The 26,691-nt window shown below is 44.5% G+C and carries 25 protein-coding genes, 1 other RNA gene and 2 riboswitches; of the genes, 19 read left to right on the top strand and 7 right to left on the bottom strand.

The annotated features are described in order from the left end of the window. The 10 genes from AB1Y31_09760 to AB1Y31_09715 all read left to right on the top strand — a co-directional run bounded on the left by AB1Y31_09760 (position 1) and on the right by AB1Y31_09715 (position 12,012). Complete coding sequence (locus AB1Y31_09760) at positions 1-1,125, top strand: glycosyltransferase family 4 protein (GenBank protein MEW4983457.1); 1,125 nt, start codon at positions 1-3, stop codon at positions 1,123-1,125. A gap of 357 nt (positions 1,126-1,482) precedes the next feature. Next, entirely contained in the window at positions 1,483-2,466 is a 984-nt protein-coding gene (locus AB1Y31_09755; GenBank protein ID MEW4983456.1) for an SDR family oxidoreductase, read from the top strand. Further along, the gene (locus tag AB1Y31_09750) at positions 2,450-3,010 is read left to right on the top strand and encodes a sugar transferase (GenBank protein MEW4983455.1); all 561 of its coding nucleotides are present in this window, start codon (positions 2,450-2,452) and stop codon (positions 3,008-3,010) included. The genes AB1Y31_09755 and AB1Y31_09750 overlap by 17 nt, the downstream gene beginning before the upstream one ends. A 553-nt stretch (positions 3,011-3,563) precedes the next feature. After that, the gene (locus AB1Y31_09745; GenBank protein ID MEW4983454.1) at positions 3,564-5,549 is read left to right on the top strand and encodes a nucleoside-diphosphate sugar epimerase/dehydratase; all 1,986 of its coding nucleotides are present in this window, start codon (positions 3,564-3,566) and stop codon (positions 5,547-5,549) included. 18 nt (positions 5,550-5,567) lie between these two features. Further along, positions 5,568-6,464: a UTP--glucose-1-phosphate uridylyltransferase GalU gene (galU, locus tag AB1Y31_09740; GenBank protein ID MEW4983453.1), complete on the top strand. Its 897-nt coding sequence runs from the start codon at positions 5,568-5,570 to the stop codon at positions 6,462-6,464. 3 nt (positions 6,465-6,467) lie between these two features. Next, positions 6,468-8,111, top strand: coding sequence for a glucose-6-phosphate isomerase (gene pgi, locus AB1Y31_09735; GenBank protein ID MEW4983452.1), 1,644 nt, complete (start codon positions 6,468-6,470; stop codon positions 8,109-8,111). Next, the gene (locus tag AB1Y31_09730; GenBank protein MEW4983451.1) at positions 8,101-9,363 is read left to right on the top strand and encodes a nucleotide sugar dehydrogenase; all 1,263 of its coding nucleotides are present in this window, start codon (positions 8,101-8,103) and stop codon (positions 9,361-9,363) included. The genes pgi and AB1Y31_09730 overlap by 11 nt, the downstream gene beginning before the upstream one ends. A gap of 139 nt (positions 9,364-9,502) precedes the next feature. Then, positions 9,503-9,931, top strand: coding sequence for a 50S ribosomal protein L13 (rplM, locus tag AB1Y31_09725; GenBank protein MEW4983450.1), 429 nt, complete (start codon positions 9,503-9,505; stop codon positions 9,929-9,931). Between the two features lie 15 nt (positions 9,932-9,946). Next, a complete protein-coding gene (gene rpsI, locus AB1Y31_09720; protein MEW4983449.1) occupies positions 9,947-10,339 on the top strand; it encodes a 30S ribosomal protein S9 in 393 nt (130 codons plus the stop codon). A 158-nt stretch (positions 10,340-10,497) separates the two neighbouring features. Next, positions 10,498-12,012, top strand: a complete 1,515-nt coding sequence (locus tag AB1Y31_09715) for a GGDEF domain-containing protein (protein ID MEW4983448.1) — start codon at positions 10,498-10,500, stop codon at positions 12,010-12,012. A 24-nt stretch (positions 12,013-12,036) separates the two neighbouring features. Here the strand turns inward: AB1Y31_09715 and sulP are convergent, their stop codons facing one another. The 6 genes from sulP to AB1Y31_09685 all read right to left on the bottom strand — a co-directional run bounded on the left by sulP (position 12,037) and on the right by AB1Y31_09685 (position 16,443). After that, positions 12,037-13,740: a sulfate permease gene (gene sulP / locus AB1Y31_09710; protein ID MEW4983447.1), complete on the bottom strand. Its 1,704-nt coding sequence runs from the start codon at positions 13,738-13,740 to the stop codon at positions 12,037-12,039. A 426-nt stretch (positions 13,741-14,166) separates the two neighbouring features. Then, entirely contained in the window at positions 14,167-14,832 is a 666-nt protein-coding gene (rpiA, locus tag AB1Y31_09705; GenBank protein ID MEW4983446.1) for a ribose-5-phosphate isomerase RpiA, read from the bottom strand. 101 nt (positions 14,833-14,933) lie between these two features. After that, positions 14,934-15,542 (bottom strand): 5-formyltetrahydrofolate cyclo-ligase, encoded by a 609-nt coding sequence (locus AB1Y31_09700; GenBank protein ID MEW4983445.1) that lies wholly within the window; start codon positions 15,540-15,542, stop codon positions 14,934-14,936. Positions 15,543-15,550: 8 nt separating this feature from the next. Continuing rightward, positions 15,551-15,732, bottom strand: a non-coding RNA gene (gene ssrS, locus AB1Y31_09695) — 6S RNA. Positions 15,733-15,877: 145 nt separating this feature from the next. Further along, positions 15,878-16,180 (bottom strand): cell division protein ZapA, encoded by a 303-nt coding sequence (locus AB1Y31_09690; protein ID MEW4983444.1) that lies wholly within the window; start codon positions 16,178-16,180, stop codon positions 15,878-15,880. A gap of 2 nt (positions 16,181-16,182) precedes the next feature. Beyond that, on the bottom strand, positions 16,183-16,443 hold the full coding sequence (locus AB1Y31_09685; protein ID MEW4983443.1) for a TIGR02449 family protein: 261 nt from the start codon (positions 16,441-16,443) through the stop codon (positions 16,183-16,185). An 81-nt stretch (positions 16,444-16,524) separates the two neighbouring features. On the opposite strand from AB1Y31_09685, the gene AB1Y31_09680 reads away from it, so the two are divergent. From AB1Y31_09680 to AB1Y31_09665, 4 genes are read left to right on the top strand one after another with little or no spacing between them, the layout of a single operon-like run. Next, entirely contained in the window at positions 16,525-17,088 is a 564-nt protein-coding gene (locus AB1Y31_09680; GenBank protein ID MEW4983442.1) for a UPF0149 family protein, read from the top strand. Between the two features lie 20 nt (positions 17,089-17,108). Then, complete coding sequence (gene pepP / locus AB1Y31_09675; protein ID MEW4983441.1) at positions 17,109-18,434, top strand: Xaa-Pro aminopeptidase; 1,326 nt, start codon at positions 17,109-17,111, stop codon at positions 18,432-18,434. Next, positions 18,424-19,623: a 2-octaprenyl-6-methoxyphenyl hydroxylase gene (ubiH, locus tag AB1Y31_09670; protein ID MEW4983440.1), complete on the top strand. Its 1,200-nt coding sequence runs from the start codon at positions 18,424-18,426 to the stop codon at positions 19,621-19,623. Before pepP ends, ubiH begins: the two co-directional genes overlap by 11 nt. Next, positions 19,623-20,804 (top strand): UbiH/UbiF/VisC/COQ6 family ubiquinone biosynthesis hydroxylase, encoded by a 1,182-nt coding sequence (locus AB1Y31_09665; protein MEW4983439.1) that lies wholly within the window; start codon positions 19,623-19,625, stop codon positions 20,802-20,804. The genes ubiH and AB1Y31_09665 overlap by 1 nt, the downstream gene beginning before the upstream one ends. 3 nt (positions 20,805-20,807) lie before the next feature. On the opposite strand, the gene AB1Y31_09660 is transcribed toward AB1Y31_09665, so the two are convergent. Further along, positions 20,808-21,044, bottom strand: coding sequence for a TIGR02647 family protein (locus AB1Y31_09660; protein ID MEW4983438.1), 237 nt, complete (start codon positions 21,042-21,044; stop codon positions 20,808-20,810). A 305-nt stretch (positions 21,045-21,349) separates the two neighbouring features. On the opposite strand from AB1Y31_09660, the gene AB1Y31_09655 reads away from it, so the two are divergent. From AB1Y31_09655 to tpx, 5 genes are all read left to right on the top strand, one after another. Next, on the top strand, positions 21,350-22,888 hold the full coding sequence (locus AB1Y31_09655) for a methyl-accepting chemotaxis protein (protein MEW4983437.1): 1,539 nt from the start codon (positions 21,350-21,352) through the stop codon (positions 22,886-22,888). Between the two features lie 175 nt (positions 22,889-23,063). Beyond that, a riboswitch (glycine riboswitch) is annotated at positions 23,064-23,152 on the top strand. Between the two features lie 15 nt (positions 23,153-23,167). Next, positions 23,168-23,262, top strand: a riboswitch (glycine riboswitch). 46 nt (positions 23,263-23,308) lie between these two features. After that, the gene (gcvT, locus tag AB1Y31_09650) at positions 23,309-24,400 is read left to right on the top strand and encodes a glycine cleavage system aminomethyltransferase GcvT (GenBank protein ID MEW4983436.1); all 1,092 of its coding nucleotides are present in this window, start codon (positions 23,309-23,311) and stop codon (positions 24,398-24,400) included. A 12-nt stretch (positions 24,401-24,412) separates the two neighbouring features. Beyond that, positions 24,413-24,802 carry a glycine cleavage system protein GcvH gene (gcvH, locus tag AB1Y31_09645; GenBank protein ID MEW4983435.1) on the top strand — a complete coding sequence of 130 codons (390 nt, stop codon included), beginning with the start codon at positions 24,413-24,415 and terminating at the stop codon, positions 24,800-24,802. A 6-nt stretch (positions 24,803-24,808) separates the two neighbouring features. Continuing rightward, the gene (gene gcvPA, locus AB1Y31_09640; protein ID MEW4983434.1) at positions 24,809-26,173 is read left to right on the top strand and encodes an aminomethyl-transferring glycine dehydrogenase subunit GcvPA; all 1,365 of its coding nucleotides are present in this window, start codon (positions 24,809-24,811) and stop codon (positions 26,171-26,173) included. 10 nt (positions 26,174-26,183) lie between these two features. After that, on the top strand, positions 26,184-26,684 hold the full coding sequence (gene tpx, locus AB1Y31_09635) for a thiol peroxidase (GenBank protein ID MEW4983433.1): 501 nt from the start codon (positions 26,184-26,186) through the stop codon (positions 26,682-26,684). The last annotated feature ends 7 nt before the right edge of the window (positions 26,685-26,691 follow it).

Raw genomic sequence — 26,691 nt, 5'->3', positions numbered from 1 at the left:
ATGAAAGTTCTTCATTTTTACAAAACCTATTTGCCCGATACCATTGGTGGTGTTGAGCAAGTTATTAATCAGTTGGTACGAGGTACTGAGCCTCATGGGTGCGATTCAGAAGTTTTAGTGCTTAGCCCATCTAAGGTAGATAGGGTTGTTGAGGTCGATGGGCATAAAGTTTACCGTTGTAAATCAAATTTTGAAATAGCTTCAACACCATTTTCAATATCTGCATTTTATCGATTTCGGCAATTAGCAAAAAAAGCAGACATTATTCATTATCATTTTCCCTACCCCTTTACGGATATTTTGCATCTGCTATCAGGGCTTAATAAACCGAGTGTTGTCTCTTATCACTCAGATATTATTAAGCAGAAGACTTTATTAAGACTTTACCGGCCATTGAAAAGGCAGTTTCTAAGAAGTGTGAGCCACATTGTGGCAGCATCACCCAGCTATCTCAAAAGTAGCACGACACTTTCTCGGTTTAAGGGTAAGGTCAGTGTGATCCCTTATGGGCTTGATAAGAGCCTTTACCTTAAGCCCTCTTTGGAAAGGTTACAGACTTGGAGGGAGAAGGTTGGTTCCCGGTTTTTCCTATTTTTAGGGGTTCTTCGATATTATAAAGGCCTCCATATTTTAATAGAGGCGGCTCGTACAACCAATTACCCAATTGTCATCATGGGTGCGGGGCCTGTCGAACAGGCGCTGAAAGAGCAGGTTTTGAAACTAGGTTTGCAGAACATCTACTTTGTTGGTTTTTTACCTGATGAGGATAAGGTTGCGCTTCTTGAGCTTTGTTATGCGGTTGTTTTTCCTTCTCACCTTCGTTCTGAAGCTTTTGGTATTTCCTTATTAGAGGGGGCTATGTATGGAAAGCCTCTGATTTCTAGCGAGATTGGTACAGGAACAACGTATATAAATATTGACAAAGAAACAGGTGTGGTTGTGCCGCCCAGTGACCCTATTGCTTTACGGCAGGCGATGGATTATTTGTGGAATAATCCAGAGGAAGCAGGGGAAATGGGTAAGCGAGCTGAAGAGAGATATTGGAAGTTATTTACAGCGAAGCAGATGGCTAGTTCGTATGTTGCATTATATAAAAAGCTACTTGATGCTAGTAATTGCCGGTGAATTCAAGGAGTTGAAAAAACAAATGAGGGGTAGGTTTTACATTAACGCATACGCTGTCAGTAATGGAAAGCGTATGCGAGGGCTGTTCCTCTTCAGAGAGTTAAGGAGGGGGGCTGAAAAACAAGCTTTATTTAGATGTTGTTGATAGCACTCGTTGAACGGTTTCCTAGCTTACAACCGTAGTATAAGCTATTTGCAGTGGCAGTAAATAAAACGAATGAATCTATAAGTGACCTGCAATGCGCTCGGGGCAATACCTTAGAAGTTTTAAAGGAAAGGATATGAATTCTGAATTAAAAACGAAGATAAATGTAAGGTTTTTTCCATGGTGTACGTTCTGTTTTCCGAGGTAACAAAATGAAAATAATGTTAATTGGTGCAACAGGTTTTGTTGGTAAGGCGTTGGTGGAGTGTTTACTGGCAGATAGTATCGAGGTTTTGGCTGGTGTGCGTAAAAAGTCAGCAGGTTTATCAAGCATTGTTCAACAAGTCGTTATAGGCGATTTATCGGTATTGACCGAAGATTCGCTGGGTTCAAAGCCCTCTCTTTTTGATGGTGTAGATACTGTTATACATGTGGCAGCTCGTGTGCATATTATGAATGATGATGCATCGGGTTCTTTGACTGAATATAGAAAGGTCAATCGTGATGCAGCTTTGATTTTGGCTCGAATGGCTGAAGAAGCTGGCGTTAAGCGATTTGTGTTTTTAAGTTCGATTAAAGTTAATGGTGAATTTACTCGACTTGAATGCCCTTTTTTACCGTGTGATGAGTATATTCCAGTAGATCATTATGGTTTGTCTAAGTATGAAGCTGAGCAAGGCTTGTTGGCGTTAGCGCTTAAAACGGATATGGAGGCGGTTATTATTCGTTCTCCTTTGGTTTATGGGCCCGGTGTGAAAGCTAACTTTTCTTCTATGGTGAAGTGGGTGAGAAAAGGAATTCCTTTACCTCTAGGCGCTATCCACAATAAACGTTCTTTAGTAGCATTAGATAACTTGGTGGATTTTATTGCATTGTGTGCGGATAGGGAGAAATCACCTAAAGCGGCAAATGAAATATTTTTAATTTCAGATAATCAAGATGTTTCGACAACTGAACTTTTGCGTAAAGTAGCAAAGGCATTCGGTAAAAAACAGTGGCTTATTCCTGTGCAAACAAGTTGGATGGAGCTTGCAGCAAAGTTGGTGGGTAAGGAGGATGTTGCGATGCGTTTATTTTCTTCTTTACAGGTGGATAATTCGAAAGCACGTGGTGTATTGGGCTGGAAGCCCGTTAGCACAATGGATGAGCAACTAAAGAAAATAGCGGATGCTGAGATAAATGAAAAGACTGTTTGATCTGTTATTGGCGTTGCTTGCCGTTTTTATGTTGGTTGTTCCAATTTGCCTTGTAGCTATTGTGGTGCGATTAACCTCAAAAGGCCCTGCGCTGTATTGGTCGGATCGGGTAGGTATTGATAATGTGATTTTTAAAATGCCCAAGTTTCGGAGTATGAAGATTGATACGCCTGCTGTTGCGACTCATTTATTGCAAGACCCTAAAAGTGTTCTGACGCCAATAGGTGACTTTCTGCGCAAATCTAGTTTAGATGAACTACCTCAGTTATGGTGCATTTTAAAAGGTGATATGAGCTTTGTTGGGCCCCGTCCTGCACTGTTTAATCAGGAGGATCTGATTGTGTTCCGGACAGAAAAAAGTGTGCATGAATTATTGCCGGGTTTAACCGGTTGGGCGCAGGTGAATGGTCGAGACGAGCTTCCCGTTTTTCAAAAAGTTGATTTAGATGCTGAGTATTTACGGCGGCGATCATTTTTCTTCGATATCTATATTCTTTGGTTAACGTTTGTAAAAGTGATAAGGCGGGATGGTGTCTCGCACTAAGTGTTCAGCTCGCATTAAATACTTTAAATTTAGGTGGTAAATATGGATTTTAAAGAGTTAGGTTGCGTATTACTTGCGTCAGTCGAGAATAAAATTTTTAACATGTGCTGGCGGAACATACAGGCCTTTCGCGTGTAACGATTAACGCGCTAGAAAATTGGCGGGCGAGTGTCAATGGTATGCGGAAGGGGCACAAAATCGTTGCCTACTTAGGATATGAACTACAGTTAAAAGGGAAACGGTACTTCAAACACTTGAGGGGTTACGTGGTAGGCTCCTGTTATGCTTCGTGGCAATTCCCACTTTTAAGTGGTGTGCGGCCAAAAGTGCTGTTTCAGGTTGAAACCAAGCTACACTTAAACTGGATGATTACATCGTAAAGGCGGGGCAATGGATAAGCGAAAAGTACTCGAGCATTTAGCGAGCTTAATGGAGTAGCTTGGATTTTATAATAAAAATTATAAAATATATTATCCAAAACAAATGGGGTTTTGGTATTTCACATCGTAATTGTTGGTCTATATGAAGATAAACTCAGTATACAAATTTCAGCATGGATAAGCTTGTGTTTTCACTGCCAAAATGGCTACTCTCTCAAAATCGCCAGGTAAAACGAGGTATTACATTATTTTTTGATACCTTAGTAATAATAGCTACGCTTTGGCTCTCATTTTCTTTACGTTTGGGGGAGCTATATTGGCCCAAATCGGACGTGGGTATTTTGTTTCTATTTGCTCCTTTTGTTGCTGTGCCAATTTTCATTAGGTTGGGTTTATATCGAGCAATTGTTCGTTATTTGGGCTTTTATTCCTTGTGGGTGGTTGTAAAGGCGGTATCACTTTACGCTTTACTATTGGCTGCCTTGGTTTTGCTGGTAGGAATAGATCACGTTCCGCGTTCAGTACATATTATTAATTGGGTTTTGGTGCTTCTGACAATTGGCGGCAGCCGAATGATTGCTCGTTGGTGGTTTGCTGGTCTTTTGGGCGGCAAGGAGAACCCTGCCAGCGGTCATAGAATGCTGATTTATGGTGCTGGTTCTTCTGGCGTACAGTTGGCAGATCAGCTGGCTTTAAGGAGTGATATATTAGTTGCTGGCTTTATTGATGATGATATTTCGTTACATAAACGTCAAATTCATAGCCTTCGAGTATTCCCTTTTACTGATTTAAGCCGCTTAGTTGGGAGACACGGTGTGACAGATGTCTTGTTGGCGATGCCGTCTATCTCTCGTCATCGTCGTCAGCAAATCATCGCCTTACTGGAACCCTACCCTGTAAAGGTGAAGACATTGCCAACATTTGCCGAAATAGCAAAGGGAGAGGTGACGGTTGACGATATTCGCGATATTGATATTGAAGACTTGCTAGGCCGTGATCCGGTTGCGCCGAATGAATCGTTAATGGGGAGAAATATAAGCAGTAAAATTGTCATGGTAACGGGTGCTGGTGGTTCAATCGGTTCAGAACTTTGCCGACAAATTTTACGTTTGCAACCGCGAGAGTTAATTCTGTTTGAAAATAGTGAATATGCGCTTTATGCCTTGGAGAAAGAGCTAGCTCAATTGCATGAAACTTTAGGTTACGGTGAGCCGGTTAATGTTTTGCCAGTGCTAGGGTCGGTCTTTAATAAAAACAGGATTGAGAAGGTTTGCTCAGAATGCAAAGTGGAGACCATTTACCATGCGGCGGCTTATAAGCACGTGCCGTTGGTGGAACAAAACCCAAGTGAAGCGATTCAAAATAATGTATTGGGTACGCTATATACAGCGCAAGCGGCAATCGCGGCAGGTGTGGCCTCGTTCATTCTTATTTCAACGGATAAGGCAGTTCGCCCAACAAACATAATGGGTGCATCCAAGCGTGTGGCTGAGCTTGTTTTGCAAGCGTTGGATAAGGAAACTGACGGCACGCGATTTAGCATGGTGCGATTTGGCAATGTGCTGGGTTCATCGGGGTCGGTTATTCCTTTATTTAAAAAGCAAATCCAACAGGGTGGCCCAGTAACGGTGACAGACCCCAAAGTAATCCGTTACTTTATGACCATACCGGAAGCAGCGCAGTTAGTGATTCAGGCGGGGGCCATGATGAAGGGTGGTGATGTGTTTGTGTTGGATATGGGAGAGCCAGTCAATATCCTTGATCTGGCACGAAAGATGATTCATTTGAGTGGTTTGGAAGTGCGTGATGAAAATCAGCCCGACGGTGACCTAGATATTAAGTACACCGGGCTTAGGCCGGGTGAAAAACTGTACGAAGAATTACTGATTGGTAATAACGTATCTTCCACCGAGCACCCTAAAATTATGTGCGCCGAAGAGGATGAGGTGCCTTGGATGGCGCTGGAGAAAATATTAATAAGGCTAGGTAATGCAGCGGAACAATATGACGTTGGTGCGATTAGAGCAGTTTTAGTAGAAGTTGTCAGCGGTTTTAAACCGCAATCCGGAATTCTAGGGATTGTGTCAAGTAAGCAGCAACAAAATGAAAAGCGGATACCCGTAGATAATGTAATTGAAATGGATAGTCGAAATGGATAGTCGAAATGGATAGTCGAAATGGATAGTACGAATAGTCAAGTTAGGATGGCAGTAATACCCGTTGCTGGTTTAGGGACGCGTGTGTTACCTGCTAGCAAGGCGATTCCTAAAGAGATGATGCCGGTAGTGGATAAGCCCGTTATTCAACACGTTGTTGAGGAGGCGGTAGCGGCTGGTATTAAAGAAATTATTCTAGTGACGCGCAGCGGTAAGTCTTCAATAGAAGATCACTTTGATGCGCATTATGAGTTAGAGGCTGAGTTAGCGAAGAAGGGCAAAACGGCGTTGTTGAGTGCTATTCAGAACATCGTGCCACCAGATGTGTCTATTGTTTCTATTCGCCAACCAGAGGCTAGAGGCTTAGGGCATGCGGTTTATTGCGCAGCGAGTTTGGTAAATCAAGAACCGTTTGCAGTTATTTTGCCAGATGTCTTGGTCCATAACGCGGCAGAGGAAAGTAATGATTTAGCTAAAATGATTGGCGAATTTGAAAGAGATCATTCAGCTCAGATTATGGTGGGTGAAGTGCCGACTGATAAAGTGCATTTATACGGTATTGCTGATTGTAGTAACGTTATGCCGAAGACAGGCGAATCGACCGCTATTAGAGGGTTGGTTGAAAAGCCGAACCAGGCCGAAGCGCCTTCAAACCTTGCGGTAATAGGACGCTATATATTACCTGCGCGGGTGATGGACTTATTGGCTGAGGGTAAGCCTGGTGCGGGTGGTGAAATTCAACTGACAGATGCGATCGATGCGCTGCTGACTGAGCAATCGGTTGAGGCATATAAAATGACAGGCAAAACCTACGACTGTGGTGAGAAGCTTGGTTATCTAAAGGCCAATATTGCCTATGGGTTACAGCACGCGGAAACGTCTGAGGGTTTGAAGGCCTATATTAAAAGTTTGAGTTGAGCGATGAGTAACCGAGAGGGGAAGGCGTGGATTGATTTGGTGCTGCATGCCGAAGAGATGAAGGGTGTGCACCTTAAGGACTTGTTTCAGTCGGACTCGGCTAGGTTTGATGCGCTGAGCGTGTCTACCGAGCACTTTTTATTGGACTTTTCCAAGCAACGAGTTACAACGAAAACGTTAGATAAATTGTTTGCTTTAGCTCAAGAACATGAGCTTCAATCGTGGATAGAAAAGCTATTCATGGGTGCAAAGGTTAACGTATCAGAAAACCGACCTGCCTTGCACACTGCGCTGAGGTTGCCCGAGCATGAAACATTGTGCGTAGACGGGAAGGACGTGGTGGCTGACGTACATGCATCGTTGGCTAAAATGGAATTATTGGTTAAGCAGCTTCAGAACGCCCAGTGGCGTGGTTACGACGGTAGTCCTATAACGAATATTGTTAATATCGGTGTGGGTGGTTCAAACCTTGGGCCGCTAATGGCTTGTGATGCCTTAGAGCAGTATGCGTCACCTGAAATGGGAGGGCTTGATGTGCACTTTGTGTCATCAATGGATGGCAGTGAGCTAGAGAAATTGCTGCCAACCCTTGATCCGGCAACAACGCTATTTATTATATCCTCAAAAACATTTTCTACGATTGATACCTTGGCAAATGCCAATACGGCGCGCGAGTGGTTGCTACAAGCAAGCCAAATAAGTGCCGAGATTATTAATCAGCATCACTTTATTATTGCAACGGGTAATACATCGGCTGCCCTCGCCTGGGGCGTGCCAGAGAAGAACCAGTTGCTGTTTTGGGATTGGGTGGGCGGTAGATATTCATTTTGGTCGGTGATCGGCATGCCGATTGCTTTGACAATTGGCATGGATAATTTCCGAGCAATGCTGAAAGGTGCGCACGATATGGATGTGCACTTTAGAGAAATGCCATTTGAAAGAAACTTACCGGTATTGTTAGGACTTCTGGGTGTTTGGAATATTAATTTTCTCGATATTCACGCGCACGCCATTTTGCCATACGATGGGCGGCTTGCTAAATTACCGGCCTACCTTGAGCAATTAGAAATGGAAAGTAATGGTAAAAGTATCAATCGTGAGGGTGAGCGAATTCATTATCGAACTTGCCCTGTACTGTGGGGTGAGGTGGGTTCAAATGCGCAACACGCCTTCTATCAGTTGCTCCACCAAGGAACGGAGCCGGTGATGTGTGACTTTATTGCGCCTGCAATACGATATGAAAATGGCGGTAAAGAACTACAGCAGCAGCACCGCCTATCACTAACAAACTGTTTCGCACAATCGAGTTTGTTGGCCTTGGGTGATGGCGAACAAGGGGGTAATAGTAGTACTAACGGCTATCAACATTACGATGGTAATCAACCCAGTACCAGTATTATGCTGGATGAATTAACGCCAGAAACATTTGGTGGGCTGATTGCTTTATATGAACACAAGGTGTTCGTGCAATCTGTGATTTGGGAGATCAATCCGTTTGATCAATGGGGGGTTGAAAAAGGCAAGCAAGTAGCGACATCACTTTTGGCCGAGCTAGATCAAATCAGCAACGGTGATTTAGATTCATCCACAAAAGGGCTGTTGCGCTATACGCAACAGCTAGGCAAGGAAAATAGCGATGAAAATTAATGTCTATGGCTCGAATCTTTCTGCATGGGTAGCGGCAGCTAGCTTAGCAAAGGTGGGTAATGATGTTGCTATAGATGATATGGGCGAGGGTGCTTTAAAAGACCTAAAGGATATGTCGATTATAAGAGATGAGCCGGGCTTGTTGAATGAGTTGCAGCTACAGGTGGGAGCCGGCAGGTTGATACGGCGCCGACAACTATCAGCGGCCGAGGCAGGTGTTCACTGGTTGGCTTTGCAATCGAATGAGCAAACGATGGCGTCAGAGGTGGTTGATAATCTAAGGAAAAGTCAGCTAGGGGCTCCCTTAGTCGTTAACCAATGTAATTTTTCGGTGGGGGCGACGGAAGGTCTGCAGTCTAGATTGGGTAAAGTGGGTGACGTTGTTTATATACCCGATAATTTACAGGAAGGTATGGCGCTACAAGGCTTCAGTCGACCGAAAAGGGTTATTTTAGGCATGGATAGCGATAAGGTTTTGATGAAAGTGAGAGCGGTGCTGAGGCCTTTTAGTGCGGAGCTGGATGGGCTGCAAGTGATGAGTTCGCGTGAAGCGGAGTTTACTAAATTTGCTATCACTGGAATGCTGGCTATTCGATTGGGTTATATCAATGAGTTAGCTAATTTGGCAGATCAGCTGGGCGTGGATATTAGCGTTGTTAAGGATGGTATGGGCGCGGACCCTAGAATTGGCCAACATTATTTGTCACCGGGTTGTGGCTTTGGAGGTCAAAATTTCCACGCCTATGTGTCAAAGTTTTCAGGAATATTTCAAAAAGAACGCCAACAATCACTGCTTAAAACGGTGGTTGAAGAAAATGAAGTTCAAAAAGAATTGTTGTTTAGGAAGCTGTGGCAGTTCTACAAAGGGGATGTTACGGGTAAGGTAGTGGCATTGTGGGGAGCATCGTTTAAACCGGGGACGGCCAGTATTGATAATGCGCCTAGTTTAAAAATCATCGATGCGCTCATTTCTCAAGGTGTTAAAGTACGGGTGCACGATCCAGAGGCGCTAGCTAATCTTAAAGCTTATTATGCGGATGAAGATTTAGTGAGTTATTACGAAGATCATATGGAGGTGGTTGATGGTGTCGATGCCTTGCTGCTCGTGACGGAATGGCCGTTATATTGGTCGCCGGAGTATGAAGATTTGGTTGCCAGAATGCGTCAGCCATTGGTCATTGATGGCCGTAATGTTTTTGATAAAGAAATGATGGTGTCGCACGGGTTTGATTACGTGGGTATAGGGCGTTAACGGATTGAAGTCGTGTATTTGAGGCGATTTAGGCTTGGAACGTTAAAGATTGTTAACTTAGCATTGTGATTAAGTGAAAAAATAGATAGAATACGCGGCTCTTTGATAGACCCGCATCACGAGTGAGTGGAATTACGAAATGAAAACATTTAGTGCAAAAGCAGAAGAAGTAGAACACGATTGGTTTGTTGTTGACGCAGAAGGTAAAGCGTTAGGCAGACTGGCGACAGAAATAGCGCATCGCTTACGTGGTAAGCATAAGCCGGAGTACACGCCGCACGTTGACACGGGCGACTACATCGTCGTGATTAATGCGGAAAAAATTGGCGTGACTGGCAATAAAGAAAAAGACAAGATGTATTACCGCCATTCAGGTCAAATCGGTAAATTGAAGTCTGTTTCATTGGGTAAGCTTCGTGAAACATACCCAGAACGTATTATCCAGTCAGCGGTTAAAGGCATGTTGCCTAGAAACACGCTAGGCAGAAACATGTTCAAGAAAATGAAAGTATTTGTTGGCCCTGAGCATACGCATCAAGCACAACAACCTAAAACCTTAGATATTTAACAAGAGTTTATTATCATGGCACAAACCCAATATTATGGAACCGGTCGTCGTAAAAGTTCAGTAGCACGTGTTTTTGCACGTCCTGGTAAAGGCGAAATAAAAATTAACAATGCAACATTAGATGCGTATTTTGGCCGCGAAACAGATCGTATGATCGTTCGTCAGCCATTAGAGACAGCTGATGCGATGGAAAAGTTTGACTTTCTAATTACAGTCAAAGGCGGCGGCACATCAGGACAAGCGGGTGCTATTAGATTAGGTATTACTCGTGCTTTAATGGAGTTTGACGGCGAATTGCGTCCAGCACTTCGTAAGGCTGGTTTTGTTACCCGTGATTCACGTGAAGTGGAACGTAAGAAAGTTGGTCTTCACAAAGCGAGAAAACGTCCGCAATATTCAAAACGTTAATAGAAAGAGGCAGCAGCCTTTTATTATTTACGAAAAAAGCCCATCATTGCATGGGCTTTTTTATGCGTGTCTGAAAATGTTGCTTGCACGCATACGTATTGCAATGTATCTCCCAAGGTCTAGTCTATAATCAGTAGTAATCATTTAGGTGCAAGAGAATGTCAGATTATAAAGAGCAATACATGCGTGCGATTAAAGCATTGGGTGAGGCAGAGAAAGAAGGTGCTGAAAATGTCGAAAGCTTGTATCTCGTTTTGATGTCTATTTTGGCGGAGCTGAAAGGTCAGCATAAAGCAGTCGATAAGGCGATTTCAGCACTCCCAAGAAAGCTATCAAAGAATGGAGCTGTTCCTATCGATGAGTTGGCTCGGGTAAAAGATCTGATTGTTAGTTATGTTAATACGGGTGACGACATTGGCGCAGCGCCCAATGTTTTAGAGACGTTACTGTCGAATTTAAAGGTATCTGATAGTTTTCAAGAAGGTGCCGAGGCGTTGCGGCAGAGTTTGGCGCAGGCTCGCAGCTCCAAAGATTTTGTAACAATCGCGCGCGAAGTAGCGAGCTTAGTGCTTAAAAATACACCTGTGAGTAGCCCTTCTTTGTCGGGAGGATCTATTGCGGATATTAAACAGGGCTTATTGTTTCAGTTAGAGAAGCTAGGAAAGTCTGATGCCGAGTTGGCGAGGTCGATTGATATTCCTAGTTTGGTGAACAGCTTAAATAAGGTCAATAGTTTAAGAGATTTAGAAGTTTTTTATAAACAAGTATTTGAAGGCTTGGGTCAAAGAATTTCTAAGAAAGATGAGTTTATCGTGGAGTTATCGGGCCTCATCGAAACGGTCGTTCATCAGTTGTCTGAGCTTTCAGCAGACTTAAAAAAGGAAGGAGTGGAGAACGCTGAAATAACACAAGATCGTTGGCGGTTAACGGAGTTAATGGGCGGTCAAATTAATACACTGCAAGATTCAGTGCTGCAAACGGACAGTTTAAGTACGCTAAAAACAATGTTGGCCGAGGGCTTGGGAGAACTTAACCAGAGGGTGTCAGAGTTCGCTGAAATGGAAGAAGGCCGTGCTAAGCAAGCTGAAGAACGTGCCCTGTCCGTTACGAACAGGCTTAAGCGCGTAGAATCTGAGGCATCGGACCTTAAGCATTCACTCCATCAAGCTCACGAGCAAGCGTTTGTCGACCCGTTGACAGGTGTGGCCAACAGGCGCGCTTATGATGGGCGGATAAAGTTAGAGTTTGAACGCTGGAAGAGAAATAGAGAGCCGCTGGTGTTGGCTGTACTGGATATCGACCGTTTTAAGGGAATTAATGATGAGTATGGTCATGCGGTAGGCGATAAAGTGCTACGTACTATCAGTCAGCTGGTTGATAAGAAAGTTCGCGACAGTGATTTTTTTGGTCGAGTAGGTGGTGAAGAATTTGCGATTATTTTTACCGGCAGTGATCTGGATAATGCGGTTAAGAGGCTAAATCAGTTTAGAGAAAGCGTTGCGGGCTGCAAGTTCGGCTATAAAGGTAAACGTATTGTTATTACGATGTCGGTAGGTTGTGCCTTATTTGCCGAGGGTGACAGGCCTGATAGTGTGTTTGAGCGTGCCGACCAAGCGCTGTATAAAGCGAAGCAAACAGGGCGCAATAAGTGCCTCAGCGAGCTTGATTTATAATAGTTTAAGCGTATCTGACTATAATCATGCGTTGTTCTTTAAGATGGTCATCGCTTGGTGAGTGCTTAAAAAAACATTGTCTTCGCCTATCTTTTTGAGGAAAGCGGTCGTTCTCAGCTTGTCCATAACGGGGCCTTTAATTTCTGCTAAATGTAGCTGAATGTCTGCTTTTTCAAGCCGATAGAGAATGCTGTCTAGAGACTCTAAAGCGCTCGTGTCTATGAAGCTTATGGAGCTACAAATAATGACAATGTGGTTTATCGATTTATTGTCGGCCACAAGCTGCATGATGGTATCTTCTAGGTAGTTTGTGTTGGCAAAATATAAGTTTTCGTCAACGCGTAAAGCAAGAATCTCTTTATCGGTTTTAACCTTGTGCCGGTTGATATTTCTATAATGCTCAGTATCTCCAACTTGTCCAACGATAGCGATATGTGGCTGGCTGCTGCGGTGTAGGTATAGTGCTATAGATATTATGGTTCCAGCAATAATGCCGCTTTCAACATCCGTTGCTAAGACCGTGAAAAATGTAATGAGCATTGAAAAAGCATCTGCTTTATCGTAACGCCATGCATGCTTCAGCGTATGGGTGTCGATGAGCGGTAAAACTGCCAAAACGATGATGGCGCCAAGGGCCGCCTTAGGCAAGAAGAAGAATAAGGGGGTTAGAACGGCTAATGTTAGAGCGACTATACAAGCGGTAATGATCGACGCTAAGGGTGAATTGGCACCGGCTGAGAAATTAACCATTGAGCGTCCAAAGCCACCGGCTACGGGGTAACCGCCGCTAATGGCTGATGCGATATTGGCCGCGCCTAAGCCAATGAGTTCTTTGTTGGAATCAATTTTTTGTCTTTTTTGACTCGCCATTGATCTAGCAATGGAGACGCTTTCAAGGTAGCCAATTAATGCAATGAGCAAGGCGTTTGGAAGTAATCGCTCAATCAACTCAATGTCTATACGAGGCAAAATTATATTGGGTAATCCAGCGGGTATAGCGCCAATGATTGAAACATCGTGTTGAGTATCCAAGCTGAAATAATAAACGCTAAAAGTGCTGAGGGCGACGGCGGCAAGAGGACCAGATTTTGAAATAAATTGAATCCTTCCTTCACCGATACCTTTTCTCTTTAGCAGGCTAACGAGAGGGGTTTTAAACCACGATAGCAGCAGCAAGCTGCTGACGCCAATGAGAGTGGTTACGGGGTTCAGATGGGGTATTTGTGTAATGATGCGGTAAAAGGTTTCATAAGTTGGAAGTCCGCGGGGTAGGTCTAAGCCAAACATATGTTTTATTTGGCTTAGCGCAATAATGATGGCTGCAGCACTAACAAAGCCAGAAATAACAGGGTGGCTTAGGAAATTTATAATAGCTCCTAAACGGACTGTTCTCATGAGCAGTAAAATAACGCCAACTAATAAGGCTAGTGTGTGCGCTGTGGAGACCATTTCGTCAATACTTGTGATACCTAACTCTATGATGGTTGCCCCAGTCATCAGAGACATTAGTCCAACGGGGCCAACGGCTAGTGTCCTGCTGCTACCGAAGGCGGCATATAAAATAAGTGGTAGTACGGATGAATATAAGGCGACCTCAGGTGGTAGTCCTGCTAGCATGCCGTAAGCCATAGATTGTGGTACGAGAACAACGGCAACAATAATGCCGGCAATCAAGTCGCCATTTAGCTGTGCTTTTTTGTAGTGCTTTAACCAGTTAGGTGAAAACATTATATGAAACCTTATTCATCTCTACTTCCGTGTTGGTTGATGGGTATTTAGTGGTCAGCGTTATAAGCGTTGACTGGTCTTAATAATAGAGGCTACTAGATGCTGTCTAATATATCAAAAAGAATATAAGCTTATAACGAGATTTTAATAAAAACAAAGAAATACATAGATGGTTGCTATTGTGTGCATTAAGCGGATTTTCTGTTGCGACGCAACAAAAAAGAATAAAATCAAGTAGTTAATGCTATTCTTTTGTTGCTTTTATGCAAAAATTCAGTATTATGGAGTTAAGAACAAGGAGAGGGGAAGGCCGGTTCTTTTACAAATAAAGAATCAGCACCACCAAAAAATAATAATAAGAATAAAAAACTAGGGGGCTTTTAGCCCCTTCTTTTTTGCCTGTTAGAAATGTAGATTTTGACCGGTTTATGCGAGAGCTAACGTTAAGGTCTGGGTGCCTTGTGCGCTGGCCAGTAATACGGTGTCGGCAGAGCGCTTCGCAAATAGCCCCGTGGTAACAACGCCGGTGATATTGTTCAGTATGTCTTCAAGTTTTAACGGTTCTAGTATATCCATTCGTTGAATATCTAAAATGATGTTGCCATTATCGGTGATGAAATTTTCTCGCCAAATGGGATGGCCGCCGAGTGCTGTCACTTCGCGGGCAACGTAGCTCCTGGCCATTGGTATGACTTCAATGGGTAAGGGGAAATCGCCCAAGCGAGAAACTAACTTGCTCTGGTCAGCAATGCATACAAACTTTTTGCTCGCCGCGGCAATGATTTTCTCACGTGTCAATGCGCCACCACCGCCCTTAATGAGTTGTAGGTTAGCATTAACCTCATCAGCACCATCGACATAAACATCCAATGTGCCAACGGCATTTAAATCAAAAACAGGAATACCCAAAGCAAGCAACCTTTCTGTGCTAGCCTCAGAACTAGAAACGGCACCCTCGAATTGATGTTTGATGGGTTCTAGGAGGTCGATAAAGTGATTGACGGTAGAGCCGGTGCCAACGCCTAAAATACGGCAGTTGTTGACATAGGGAATAGCCGCTTCGGCAGCTTGTCTTTTTAGGGCATCTTGCATAATTTATCTGTCAGTGTCTATTATTGTAAAGTAGTCGATATGATATATCGCAACGGCTGTTTGGCAAAAACTATTTAGCGAGCTTTGGGGCCATTAGGTCTTTATAGCGTGCGTAAAAGCTGCTTGGCCCTTGTTGAAAAATAGAGTAGCCCATGCTCTGTGATGGCGGCATCTAAAGGGATATCCCAAGGTTGATGTTCAATTTTTTGGCACATTTGTGAGCTATAAGCAATGCCAATTAATAGTGGTTTTTTTTTGCAGTTCGAATTGAGCATAAAGCCAAGTGTCCGGTCGTAGTAGCCGCCGCCCATGCCGAGCCGATGGCCTTGGCGGTCAAATCCAACTAGAGGCATCAAGATAGTTGTTAAAAAGCTGGCTGGAAAAGACTGTGTAGTATCGGGTTCGGGAATATTGAAAATATTGTTTTTCAGCCGGTCACCCCAGCAATAAGGTGAAAATTTAAGCCGTCGTTTATCTAAAACCGGGAGGTAGTGCGGTCGATGTATGGATGAGCAGGATTTAATAATCAAGTCGACCGAGGGTTCACCGTCGTTAGCTAGATAACTAGCGATACTCGATGAGCGAAGAAGGGCGCCTGATTTTATAAAGGTTTGGTTAATTGAATAGTCAAACTGGGCTCTATCTTCTGGCGCAATATTATTGCGCCCATGTCGTAATGCTCGCCTTAATGAAGTGATAGATTGTGGCATAAAATAGGACGTTCCCCGCTAGCGCCGCATTCAGGTTTCTACCTTGAACCGTAAAGTTCAAGTGGGGGTCGGACATTTGCATTAGGCTTCTCTATTGTAAGAGCATGCACACCAGCAAAGTGATCTGTCTTCCCGAATAGGTAATTAGGTCCAAGGGCATTTCACCTTATTTCGAACACCGCAGGGAACGCACTTACAGTGTACGCCTAACTTGTAAATTTAACAGCAGATTTATACGACTTAAAGGAATAAAGGAACGTGTTTTTATTATTATAAAGTTGAACTAGATGGCTTTATTGTCTGCCTGAAGCGTTAAGTTAAGGTCGAAAGAAAGGCTATGTGCTGAATGCGTTGATGGCAAAATCTAATTTATTTTGAAGTGCGTTGATCTTATCGCTAATGTCTAGGGAGGTGCCACCCCTTTTCTTATCTTCGGCAAGAAAATCGTGGGTGATATTTAGGCCGGCCATAACAGCAATGCGGTCTAAGCCAACAATGCGGCCAGACTGTTTGATAGTTTGCATTTTTTCATCTAAAAAGCGAGCGGAAAACTCGAGTTCTTCGCGTTCATCTTCAGAACAACTGACGCGATACTCTTTATCCAAAATATTTAATGCAACGGTCACCGGTGTCGGCATGCCTAAACCTCCATTAGTTTAAGTCTAGAAATCATTGACTCAACGCGCGATTTTGCTTTTTCAGTTTTATCCATTAAGGCACTGCGTTGCTGAATAAGGTCGGCTTGCTGTCTTTTTAGCTCATGGTTCTCTTCATGCAGGTTTTGACACACTTGTACAAGCGCATCAATTTTTTGCTCTAGTTGCTGCAAGGCGATTTCTGGGTTCTGTTCTTTGTTCACGGGGTAAATAGTAGGTGCGATTGCTCGCGAGGTCAATACCATGACTAATATAGTCGGTAAATTTTGGTGACAAGGTCACGGAGTGATAGCATAGCCAAATTAAGTCATTGTTTGGAGTATAAAGTGAAACGTTTGGGTGATTATGAAGATTTGCAGGTGATGTTGGATGAACATGACGCGCAAATGAATGTGTCTGAGGTACATGGTTTGGCGTCAGGGATGCTTTGCGTGCAGTTTGATGCGGATTTTTATCGTTGGATAACGGCGATATTTGATACGGAAGAGCAGCTTAATGGGTTAACGGAAGATGATAAACAAAGCTTGTCCGGTTTGTTCCAAGGTACTTTGGAACTGTTGAAAGAAGACGATTTTATTTTTGATTTATTATTGCCTGATGATGATGCGCGGATTGCTGAGCGTGCAACAGCGTTAAGTGAATGGTGCCAAGGTTTTTTGTACGGCGTAGCTTATATGGGCGTGGGTGACGATAAAGATTGGAGTGATGACTGTAGAGGGGTGCTTCGCGACTTTATGGAAATTTCAAGGCTTGACTCTGATAATTCTGATAATTCTGATGAGCAAGCTTTTATGGAGTTGCACGAATATGTGCGAATGGGTGTTCAAATGTTGATGCAACAATTGCAATCAGGCGACGAACCAACGGATGAAGAGCCAACGGTTCATTAAAGCGCGATAGAGGTTAAGACGTGGTAGAAGAGCAAAAAGAATTTTCCCGACGTAGAAAGCAGTTCTTACGCATGATAGGCAATGGCAATATAGCGGTTATCGCTAGCGCGTCAATTATGCAGCGTAATAGCGATGTCGAATTCCCGTTTCGTCAAAATAGCGATTTCTTTTATTTAAGTGGTTTTGATGAGCCGGAATCGGTGATTGTATTTGTACCGGGTCGTGAACAAGGCGAATACGTGCTGTTTTGTCGGGAGTTCGATGAAAAGACCGCGTTATGGGTGGGTGCCAGCGCCGGCTTAGAGGGCGCGCTCAAAGATTATGCTGTTGATGATGCGTTTCCCATTGATGATATTGATGACATTTTGCCCGGTTTGTTGGAAAACAAAAACCGCTTGTACTTCCCGATGGGCGCGCAGCCCGACTTTGATCAACAGTTAATGGAATGGTCACAGCTAGTTCGAGGGCGTTCTAGGGCAGGTGTTTCGGCACCGGCAGAGTTTATTTCATCTGACCACTTATTGCATGAGATGCGCTTAATTAAGTCTGCGCAAGAAATCAAGCAAATGAAAAAGGCGGCTAAAATATCCGCCGCAGCGCATAAAAAAGCCATGCAATACACGCGGCCTGATGTATTCGAATATCAGGTTGAAGCAGAGATGAAGCACCACTTTATGACCAATGGCGCGCAGTTTGAGGCGTACCCCGCTATTGTGGGCGGTGGTAAGAATGGCTGCGTTCTTCATTACACTGAGAATAACGCGAAGTTGAATGACGGTGATCTTTTATTGATTGATGCTGGCTGTGAATGGCAAAAGTACGCGTCTGATATTACGCGAACATTTCCAGTGAATGGTGTGTTCAGTGAAGAGCAAAAGGCGTTGTATCAGTTGGTGTTAGATTCGCAGTACGCTGCAATTGAGCAAGTCAAGGCAGGCAACCACTGGAATGACCCGCACGAGGCGGCGGTTAGCGTGCTCACCAAGGGCTTGGTGAAGCTAGGCATACTGGAAGGCCGGGTATCGACGCTGATTAAAAATGAAGCGTATAAGCCGTATTATATGCATCGAACAGGGCATTGGTTAGGCATGGATGTGCATGATGTGGGTGATTATAAAGTGGATAGTCAATGGCGTTTGCTGGAGCCTGGCATGGTGTTCACTATAGAGCCTGGCTTGTACATTCAACCGGATGCAAAAGAAGTAGATAAAAAGTGGCGCGGTATCGGTATTCGTATCGAAGACGATGTGCTGGTCACTAAAAAAGGACACGATGTGTTAACGGCCGGTGTGCCCAAGGAAGCCAAAGAGATTGAGGCGTTAATGGCGAAGTCACGTGTCGCTTGATTATGATGTAATCATTATCGGCAGTGGCATGGTAGGCGGCTGCTTAGGCTTGGCATTAAGCAAGTCATCACTTCGTGTTGCGATTGTAGAGGCGCGTCCCTTCGCGGATAAGCAAGCCGATACCGCAGGCAAACGCGCCATTGCATTATCTTGGGGAAGCCGGTGCATTCTTGAGCAATTAGACATTTGGCAGCAAATCTATGAGTCGGCTATGCCAATACGTCAAATCCATGTGTCCGATAAAGGCCACTTTGGTAAAACGCGGTTGTCGGCAAAAATGCAACAAGTTGATGCCCTAGGTTATGTGGTAGAAGCGGCGCAAATAGAGGCCGTTGTAGCGGAAAGCTTAGCGGCGACGAATGTTGATATTTTATGTCCAGCGACACTCGTTGATTATGCGGACCGGGGCGCTAGCTCAGCGGTAACAATTAGTTTAGATGGTAAAGAGCAAACCTTATCTTGTCAGTTATTAGTCGGTGCCGATGGTGGCTTGTCGAACGTTCGTCAGCTCGGTGGTTTTGAGCTTAAAGAGTACTCATATGACCAGTATGCTATTACTGGTTTGATTAAGGTTGAGTCGGATGTGAAAGACGTCGCTTATGAGCGATTTACTGCAGAAGGCCCGATTGCGATGTTGCCGCACTTTGATGGCTTATATTCATTGGTTTGGACCATGCCGTCAGCGCTAGTCGAGAAAATTAAATGCTTATCGGAAGAGGCCTTTTTGGAAAGGTTGCAATCACAATTTGGCCACTGGCTGGGTGAGCTATCAGTGTCGGGTGAGCGTCAAACATTTCCATTAAGTTTGTCCTATACGCCGCATAGTACGTGCGCTCGCACAGTGCTCATTGGGAATGCCGCGCATCAGCTTCACCCGGTGGCGGGGCAAGGGTTTAATTTAGGTCTACGAGATGCTGCCATGTTGGCGGATGTACTCATGTCGGCGAAGCAAGATATTGGCACTGACGAGATGCTTGAAGCGTATGCGCGGCAACGAAAAACCGATCAGGCGCTAGTCATTGGATTTACAGACACGGTGATAAAGCTGTTTTCAACAGACAGCGCGCTCTTTAGCGTTGTGCGTAATAGTGGCTTGTTGATGTTAGATAAGGTGCCGGTGTTGAAAAACCAGTTTGCACGACAAACGATGGGCTTAGGCTCTCGCTTTACTAGGTTAGAGGCGAACTAATGGATGTAAAAGCATATCAAGTCGCGATTATAGGCGGCGGCATGGTGGGTGCTACGGTGGCGTGTTTGTTGGCTAAAAGAGATATCTCGGTTGCGTTGATTGATGCGGGAGATCCATTAGTCGCTTGGCCGAAAGATAGCTATGATTTCCGTGTGTCGGCGCTCACTTTGGCGTCTATTAATGTGTTTAAGTCACTGGGCGTGTGGGATGAGATTGTTCGCTTAGGCGAGCAGGCGGTGCAAAAAATGTTTGTATGGGATCATTTTGGTGCTGGCGAATTGGATATTGATTCAGCCGATGCCGGTGAGCGGCAAATGGGCTCGGTGGTGGAGAATCGCATAACGGTGTCGGCACTTTGGAAGAGGTTACAGGATTTAGCTGCTTGCGATATATACAAAACGACGCAATTAAATGGTTTTGATATAAATGATGAAGGCGTTGATATTCAATTATCGAATGATCGGCAGATAACGGCTCAGTTAATAGTCGGTGCCGACGGCTCAAATTCAAAAATACGGCAATTAGCAGGGATAGATGATTACGGTTGGAGCTACCAACAAAAAGCATTAGTGGCGACAGTTAAGTCTGAAAAACCACATCAAAATACCGCGTGGCAGCGATTCTTACCAGAAGGGCCGCTAGCGCTTTTGCCTTTACGTGATGGTTTGATTTCTATTGTGTGGACCTCAAAAACAGAAACCACAGAGGCCAATTTAAAACTATCAGAATCAGCGTTTTGTGATGCCTTAGCCGACGCATCTGAGCATCAGTTGGGTAACTTTGAGTTAATAGGCGAGCGTGGCGGATTTCCCCTAAAGCTACAATTTTCATCAGAATACTGTCAACAGCGGGTGGTGTTAATCGGAGATGCTATTCATACCATTCACCCGTTGGCTGGACAGGGAGTGAACTTGGGGTTGAAAGATGCGGTGGCCTTGGCGGGCGTTGTGTTAACAGCGCAGGAGTCAGGGCGTAGCATAGCTAGTCAACAGGTTTTGCGTCGGTATGAACGTCAACGCAAAGGCGATAACTTGATGATGATGGCCATCATGGATGGTTTTAAGCGACTATTTAGCGCCGATGAACAATTAGTTCAGTTCGCTAGAAGTTCAGGCATGGGTATGGTAAATCAATCGACTTTGTTGAAGAACCAAATCTGCAAGTACGCGATGGGAATTTGAGCGTTAATTAGCGGTCAGTAAGCCAGAAATAGCCTGGGCATGTTCCGCCGTTGTTCTGCCGATAGTCGTTAAATAACCGCCGTCCACTTGATCGATTAAGCCTTTTTCAAACAAGCGCTGCGCTGCGTTGGAAACATTTGAATCTGCGTCGTGATGGATTTTGATGCCTTGCTGCGTGTTAGATAAGTCGAATTGTAAAAGAATATTTAGTTCATCAAGTGTGTTTTGATTCAGTTTCATTTTTCTACCTCGTGTTTTATTGGAATTAGCATAACGCTTTGTTTTATGCGAATGCAACTTGCGTGGTTTGTTTCGATAATGATGTTTCAAGTGTAGCACTGTTACGCAATGATTTTGGCTGAGTTGCTGTCATTAACATGATCAAAAAACATAAAGAGACTGAGGTATAAAAGTCTATCGATTGAATGCTCATTAGCTGCTAAGGTATGAGTGGAAGAAAGGAGAGGTTGACTAGACTGCTTGTTGTTAAAGCTATAGGTGGGGTTGGTCGATAATACCGTTTACATGGAAATAAGAAGAGGGATATGGTGAAGGGATTAAATCTGGAAGCAAAGTTCAAGCTGCAAATTGTAGCGGCTGTGTTGGCTTTGTTAGTTGTTATGTTTGGTGTTCGCTTAATGGGTAAGGTCATAGATTTCGCATACTATGAGCGAGAACATATTGTTGCAATAACTAAAATCAATGAGTCTCTCCTGAAGTCTCCTGTAAAAAGAGACTGGGTAGTTGAGCATGCGCAGAAGGCGCTTCAGCAGACAGCCAATGTCAATGAGGCGGTTTTTGGTGTTGAGAAGCTGCTTTTTAGGTTGCTGGGGCAAGGTTACTTGCTTGATTTAGTTATCGACGATGCAGAGCTGCTTAGAGAGGTTTTGATTTACTTAGAAGAGGTTCCTAGTCATCGCTTAACGATTGAAGAAGTGACTACCCTTGGTGCGATGATGGAGGCACCAAAGGAGCTCACCGCAGCTTTTGGCGCTGGCTTACGTAGCGCAGGAGCGTTTGTTAAAACAGTCGTGATTTTATTGGTTGTGTTGATGCTTGGCGGTGTTATTTTTCTGATTGTCGATCTCATGCGGGCGACGGTGAATCCATTGAAGAAGATCGGATCTATTATTGATGAAATTGCAGAGGGTAACCTTACGGTTGCAATTGATAGTGGAGCAGGTGGTGCGGTTGAACATATAAACCAAGCAGCGATTAAGATGGTTGAAGGCTTGCGCAAAGCGGTTAATGAAATTGATCAGGCATCAGCTGAGTTATCTAGAGAGGCGTCCAGTGCTTCAGATGTTACCGACCAAACGCTTCGGGGTGTTACCGACCAAAAGGCCGAAACGGATAGCCTTGTTGTGGCTCTTGGGCAGATGGGAGCTGCGGTTGCAGATGTTGCCAGTTCATCATTGAGAGCAGTTGATTCCGCAGGAGAAGGCAATGATGCCGCGAATAGAGGTAAGGCAGTTGTTGTAGAGGTCGTAGCGTCGATTAATGCGTTAGCCACTGACGTTGAAAGTTCTGCTCAAGCAATCCGTCGTATTGAGTCAGATAGCGTAAAAATTGGTTCAGTTATAGAAATGATTCAGGGTATTACGGAGCAAACCAATTTGCTTGCATTGAACGCTGCCATCGAAGCGGCTAGAGCTGGGGAGCATGGGCGAGGTTTTGCTGTTGTTGCAGATGAGGTGAGAACTTTAGCGCAGAGAACTCAAAGCTCTACGCAAGAAATACAGGAAATGATTGAAGAGCTGCGTAGTGGGACACGTGAGGCGGTGGAAATTATGGACCGCAGTCGAGAGCGAGCTCAAGCTAGCGTTGAAAAGGCGAACCAGGCCGGCTGCGTGATTGAAGAAATAGCCAGCTCTGTGTCATCTATCGAGGTGTTGAATACACAAATAGCCCAGGCAGCACAAGAGCAAGCGGCGGTTACAGATGAAATTAATAGTAATACGCAAATGATTAAAAACGTTGCTGAGCAGACAGAGGTTGGTGGGAAGCAGGCCGTGCAATCGAATAAGCAACTCGTGGTGTTGTCTCAGCGCTTGAGGCAAGTCGTAGGAGGGTTTGCGCTGTAAAAAAGATCTGCAAAGGCTTTATGCTTTGCCCACTTTAGACGGGTTTGATAAGCATAGCCAAGGCAGTTGGCTAAAGGGCCTCTTCAATATAGAGCTCGAATTAAAATAATGCTCGAGTCTGTTATAGTCAAAACGTAGAAAAAACTGACTTTTCTACGTATAATGCTCGTCTAATTTAACTCTTTTGGGAGAGATCGGCGTTATGCCGACGCCGAAGGCGCAATCCGTCCGGAATCGCTCAGGCAAATGGACCATAAGAGGGAGCGCGTATTAAGGTGCTTAATTAGCTCTGGAGAGCGGTTGAAATAACCCACCGAAGAGGAAAGAGAGCATTATTGCTCTTAAACTTTCAGGTTTTGGACAGAGGGGCGGCATGTGGTTTTCGCGTGCCGCCCTTTTTTTGTGCTGAGAAAATAGATAATGACTAAAAAAACAGTTTTAAATAATGCGCATCGTGAGTTAGGCGCCCGTATGGTGGATTTTGGTGGCTGGGATATGCCGGTGAATTATGGTTCGCAAATTGATGAGCACCATGATGTGAGAAAATCAGTGGGTATGTTTGACGTATCACACATGACAGTGGTTGACGTGGGTGGCGCAAAAGCGAAAGCTTATTTGCAGCATTTGTTGGCGAATGATGTGGCTAAATTAACCCGTCAAGGAAAAGCCTTGTACAGCTGTATGCTGAATGGCGAGGCAGGCATTATTGATGACTTAATTGTCTACTTCCTAGATGAGAAAAACTACCGTTTAGTGGTCAATGCATCAACCCGCGATAAAGATATAGCGTGGTTAGAGAAGCAAGCAGAAAATTTTGATGTAGAAATTAATGAGCGCCCTACGTTAGCGATGATTGCCGTGCAAGGGCCAAAGGCGCGTCAAAAGGTATGTCCTTTACTGCCGGAGCGCTTGGGACTTGCGGCAGCAGAAATAAACCCGTTTAGCGCGTGTTGGCACGGTGAATGGTTTGTGGGCAGAACGGGTTACACCGGTGAGGATGGCTTTGAAATCATGTTGCCGGAAGACAGGGCGGAAGGCTTCTGGAAGCAGCTGCTTGAGGTCGGTGTTAAGCCGTGCGGTTTAGGTGCGCGTGATACATTACGGCTTGAAGCGGGCATGAACTTATACGGCCAAGATATGGATGAAACAAAAAACCCCTTAGAGTCTGGCCTTGCTTGGACAGTGGCTTGGCAGCCAGCAGAGCGTGACTTTGTTGGTAGAGCAGCATTAGAAAAAATAAAAGAAAACGCAAGCAGCGATAAATTTGTTGGTTTATTGTTAGAGGAAAAAGGCGTGTTACGCGGGCATCAAGAAGTTGTTTTGGATGATGGTTCGCGCGGTGAAATTACCAGTGGCGGCTACTCGCCCAGCATGGAACGCTCAATCGCATTGGCACGTGTGCCTGCAAGTATTGGCGAAACATGTAAAATTGATATTCGCGGAAAATTAAAAAACGCAACAGTTGTTAAGCCCTGTTTTGTACGCCAGGGTGCTGTACAAATTAAAATTTAAAGAGGAAATACCATGTCAAATACACCTGATGATAGGAAATACGCTGACTCACACGAGTGGGCTTTATTAGAAGCTGACGGTAATGTTCGAGTCGGCATTACCCACCATGCGCAAGAGCTGTTGGGCGATTTGGTTTTTGTTGAGTTACCTGAGGTCGGCGCAAATGTTGATAAAGGCGACGAGTGCAGCGTTGTTGAATCAGTTAAAGCGGCATCGGATATTTACAGCCCTGTAACAGGTGAAATTATTGCGGTGAACGAAGACTTGGAAGATAGCCCAGAAGCAATTAATAGCTCGCCTTACGCAGATGGTTGGATTTTTGTTATTAAACCAACCGAGGTCAGTGAGTTGGATGATTTATTAGCTGCCGAAGGTTATCAAAGCCTGACAGAAGACGAGTAATCATTTATGCCTTTTATTCCCCATTCCGAACATGATATTTCAAAAATGCTGGCCACTATTGGGGTGGATAGTATTGATGATTTGTTTGATGAAATTCCAGATAATTTACGCTGCGGCGAGTTAGAAAAAATCCCTGCGGGGATGAATGAAATGGAAGTGACGCGTTTATTGCGTGAGCGGGCTGCGCAAGATGGTTTGCCGCTGTGTTTCTTGGGCGCTGGTGCATATGAACATCACATTCCAGCCGCGGTATGGGAAATTACCACGCGTGGTGAATTTTATAGTGCGTACACGCCGTATCAAGCAGAAGCCTCGCAAGGCACCCTGCAATTGTTGTATGAATATCAGTCGATGATGGCAAGTTTGATGGCGATGGATGTGTCGAATGCCTCACTTTACGATGGTGCTTCAGCGTTGGCCGAAGCGGTGTTAATGGCGGTTCGGGCGAATAAAAAGTCCAAATCACGCAAAATTTTAATGCCGTGTACGATCAACCCTGTGTACCGCTCGGTGACCGAGGCGATTGTTAAGAATCAGGATATTGACTTAATTGAGGTGCCGTACGATTCAGCCACAGGGCAAACGGACTTAACCGCATTGGAACAGTTCGCAGCTGATGATTTTGCTGCGTTAGTCATCCCGCAGCCTAACTTTTTTGGTGTGCTGGAAAATGTCGACGCGTTAACGGCATGGGCCGCCGACAACAAAATGCTGTCTATTGCAGTGGTTAACCCAATGGCCATGGCGTTATTGAAACCACCCGGCGAATGGGCGGGTGAAGGCGTTGATATTGTCTGTGGCGAAGGCCAGCCTTTGGGCGTACCTTTGGCGTCCGGCGGGCCTTATTTTGGCTTTATGTGTTGTAAACAAAAACACGTGCGTCAAATGCCAGGGCGTATTATTGGCCGTACCACCGACTTGGATGGAAAAGAAGGCTTTACGTTAACACTGCAAGCACGTGAGCAGCATATTCGGCGCTCTAAAGCGACCTCAAATATCTGTACGAACCAAGGCTTATTGGTAACAGCGGCGACTATTTATATGTCGTTATTGGGGCCGCAAGGGCTTAAAAAGGTGGCGTTAAATTCACATAAGAACACTCAATTATTAGTTAATCGCTTAACTGAAATCAAAGGCGTATCGGCAGTCTTTCAAGCGCCAACCTTTCATGAATGTGTGATTAAAGTTGAGACGGATGCAAAGCAACTGATTGACAAGTTAGCAAAAGAACACCATATTTTAGGCGGCTTTAGTTTATCGGTGGATTATACCGAACTAGGCAACGCACTATTGATTTGCGCGACAGAAACGCGCACAGGCGAAGACATTGAGCGCTTCGCGACAACGTTGGATGCAGTACTTAATAACTAAGGAGAAAATGATGGCAATAATTACGATAAAAGGTGCAGAGTTTCATACGAACGGCCAATTACCCGCAGTAGGCGATAAAGCACCGGATTTTGTTTTAACCACGAAAGAGCTCGCCGACGTGTCTTTGGCGGATTACGCAGGTAAGAAAAAACTGATCAGTATTGTACCAAGTTTGGATACACCTACCTGCCAGTTATCGACCAAGAAAATTAACGAATACGCAAGCAAGCACTCAGATGCAGTATTTCTAGTTGTAGCGGCAGATCTACCTTTTGCAATGGCGCGTTTTTGTGGTGGTGAGGGGCTAGAAAATGTAGTGCCTTTATCGCTGATGCGCGGTCGTAAATTCGCAAAAGATTACGGTGTTTTTATTGAAGATGGCCCTTTTAAGGGTATTACAACAAGAGCGTTATTGGTGTTAGATGAAAATGATGTGGTTATCAGCTCAGAACTTGTTAAAGAAGTAGCTGACGAACCAAATTATGACGCCGCATTCGCTAAACTAAGTTAAGAGAACT

Origin of the sequence: Cycloclasticus sp. (genome assembly GCA_040743155.1) — a bacterium.
Lineage (GTDB): Bacteria > Pseudomonadota > Gammaproteobacteria > Methylococcales > Cycloclasticaceae > Cycloclasticus.
Note: the sequence above shows the minus strand (reverse complement) of the source record. Positions and strands in the feature narration are given on the sequence as shown.

Coding starts and splice junctions, on each gene's coding strand:
- AB1Y31_09760 (MEW4983457.1), top strand. CDS start 1: ATGAAAGTTCTTCATTTTTACAAAACCTATTTGCCCGATACCATTGGT.
- AB1Y31_09755 (MEW4983456.1), top strand. CDS start 1,483: ATGAAAATAATGTTAATTGGTGCAACAGGTTTTGTTGGTAAGGCGTTG.
- AB1Y31_09750 (MEW4983455.1), top strand. CDS start 2,450: ATGAAAAGACTGTTTGATCTGTTATTGGCGTTGCTTGCCGTTTTTATG.
- AB1Y31_09745 (MEW4983454.1), top strand. CDS start 3,564: ATGGATAAGCTTGTGTTTTCACTGCCAAAATGGCTACTCTCTCAAAAT.
- galU (MEW4983453.1), top strand. CDS start 5,568: ATGGATAGTACGAATAGTCAAGTTAGGATGGCAGTAATACCCGTTGCT.
- pgi (MEW4983452.1), top strand. CDS start 6,468: ATGAGTAACCGAGAGGGGAAGGCGTGGATTGATTTGGTGCTGCATGCC.
- AB1Y31_09730 (MEW4983451.1), top strand. CDS start 8,101: ATGAAAATTAATGTCTATGGCTCGAATCTTTCTGCATGGGTAGCGGCA.
- rplM (MEW4983450.1), top strand. CDS start 9,503: ATGAAAACATTTAGTGCAAAAGCAGAAGAAGTAGAACACGATTGGTTT.
- rpsI (MEW4983449.1), top strand. CDS start 9,947: ATGGCACAAACCCAATATTATGGAACCGGTCGTCGTAAAAGTTCAGTA.
- AB1Y31_09715 (MEW4983448.1), top strand. CDS start 10,498: ATGTCAGATTATAAAGAGCAATACATGCGTGCGATTAAAGCATTGGGT.
- sulP (MEW4983447.1), bottom strand. CDS start 13,740: ATGTTTTCACCTAACTGGTTAAAGCACTACAAAAAAGCACAGCTAAAT.
- rpiA (MEW4983446.1), bottom strand. CDS start 14,832: ATGCAAGATGCCCTAAAAAGACAAGCTGCCGAAGCGGCTATTCCCTAT.
- AB1Y31_09700 (MEW4983445.1), bottom strand. CDS start 15,542: ATGCCACAATCTATCACTTCATTAAGGCGAGCATTACGACATGGGCGC.
- AB1Y31_09690 (MEW4983444.1), bottom strand. CDS start 16,180: ATGCCGACACCGGTGACCGTTGCATTAAATATTTTGGATAAAGAGTAT.
- AB1Y31_09685 (MEW4983443.1), bottom strand. CDS start 16,443: ATGGTATTGACCTCGCGAGCAATCGCACCTACTATTTACCCCGTGAAC.
- AB1Y31_09665 (MEW4983439.1), top strand. CDS start 19,623: ATGGATGTAAAAGCATATCAAGTCGCGATTATAGGCGGCGGCATGGTG.
- AB1Y31_09660 (MEW4983438.1), bottom strand. CDS start 21,044: ATGAAACTGAATCAAAACACACTTGATGAACTAAATATTCTTTTACAA.
- AB1Y31_09655 (MEW4983437.1), top strand. CDS start 21,350: ATGGTGAAGGGATTAAATCTGGAAGCAAAGTTCAAGCTGCAAATTGTA.
- gcvT (MEW4983436.1), top strand. CDS start 23,309: ATGACTAAAAAAACAGTTTTAAATAATGCGCATCGTGAGTTAGGCGCC.
- gcvH (MEW4983435.1), top strand. CDS start 24,413: ATGTCAAATACACCTGATGATAGGAAATACGCTGACTCACACGAGTGG.
- gcvPA (MEW4983434.1), top strand. CDS start 24,809: ATGCCTTTTATTCCCCATTCCGAACATGATATTTCAAAAATGCTGGCC.
- tpx (MEW4983433.1), top strand. CDS start 26,184: ATGGCAATAATTACGATAAAAGGTGCAGAGTTTCATACGAACGGCCAA.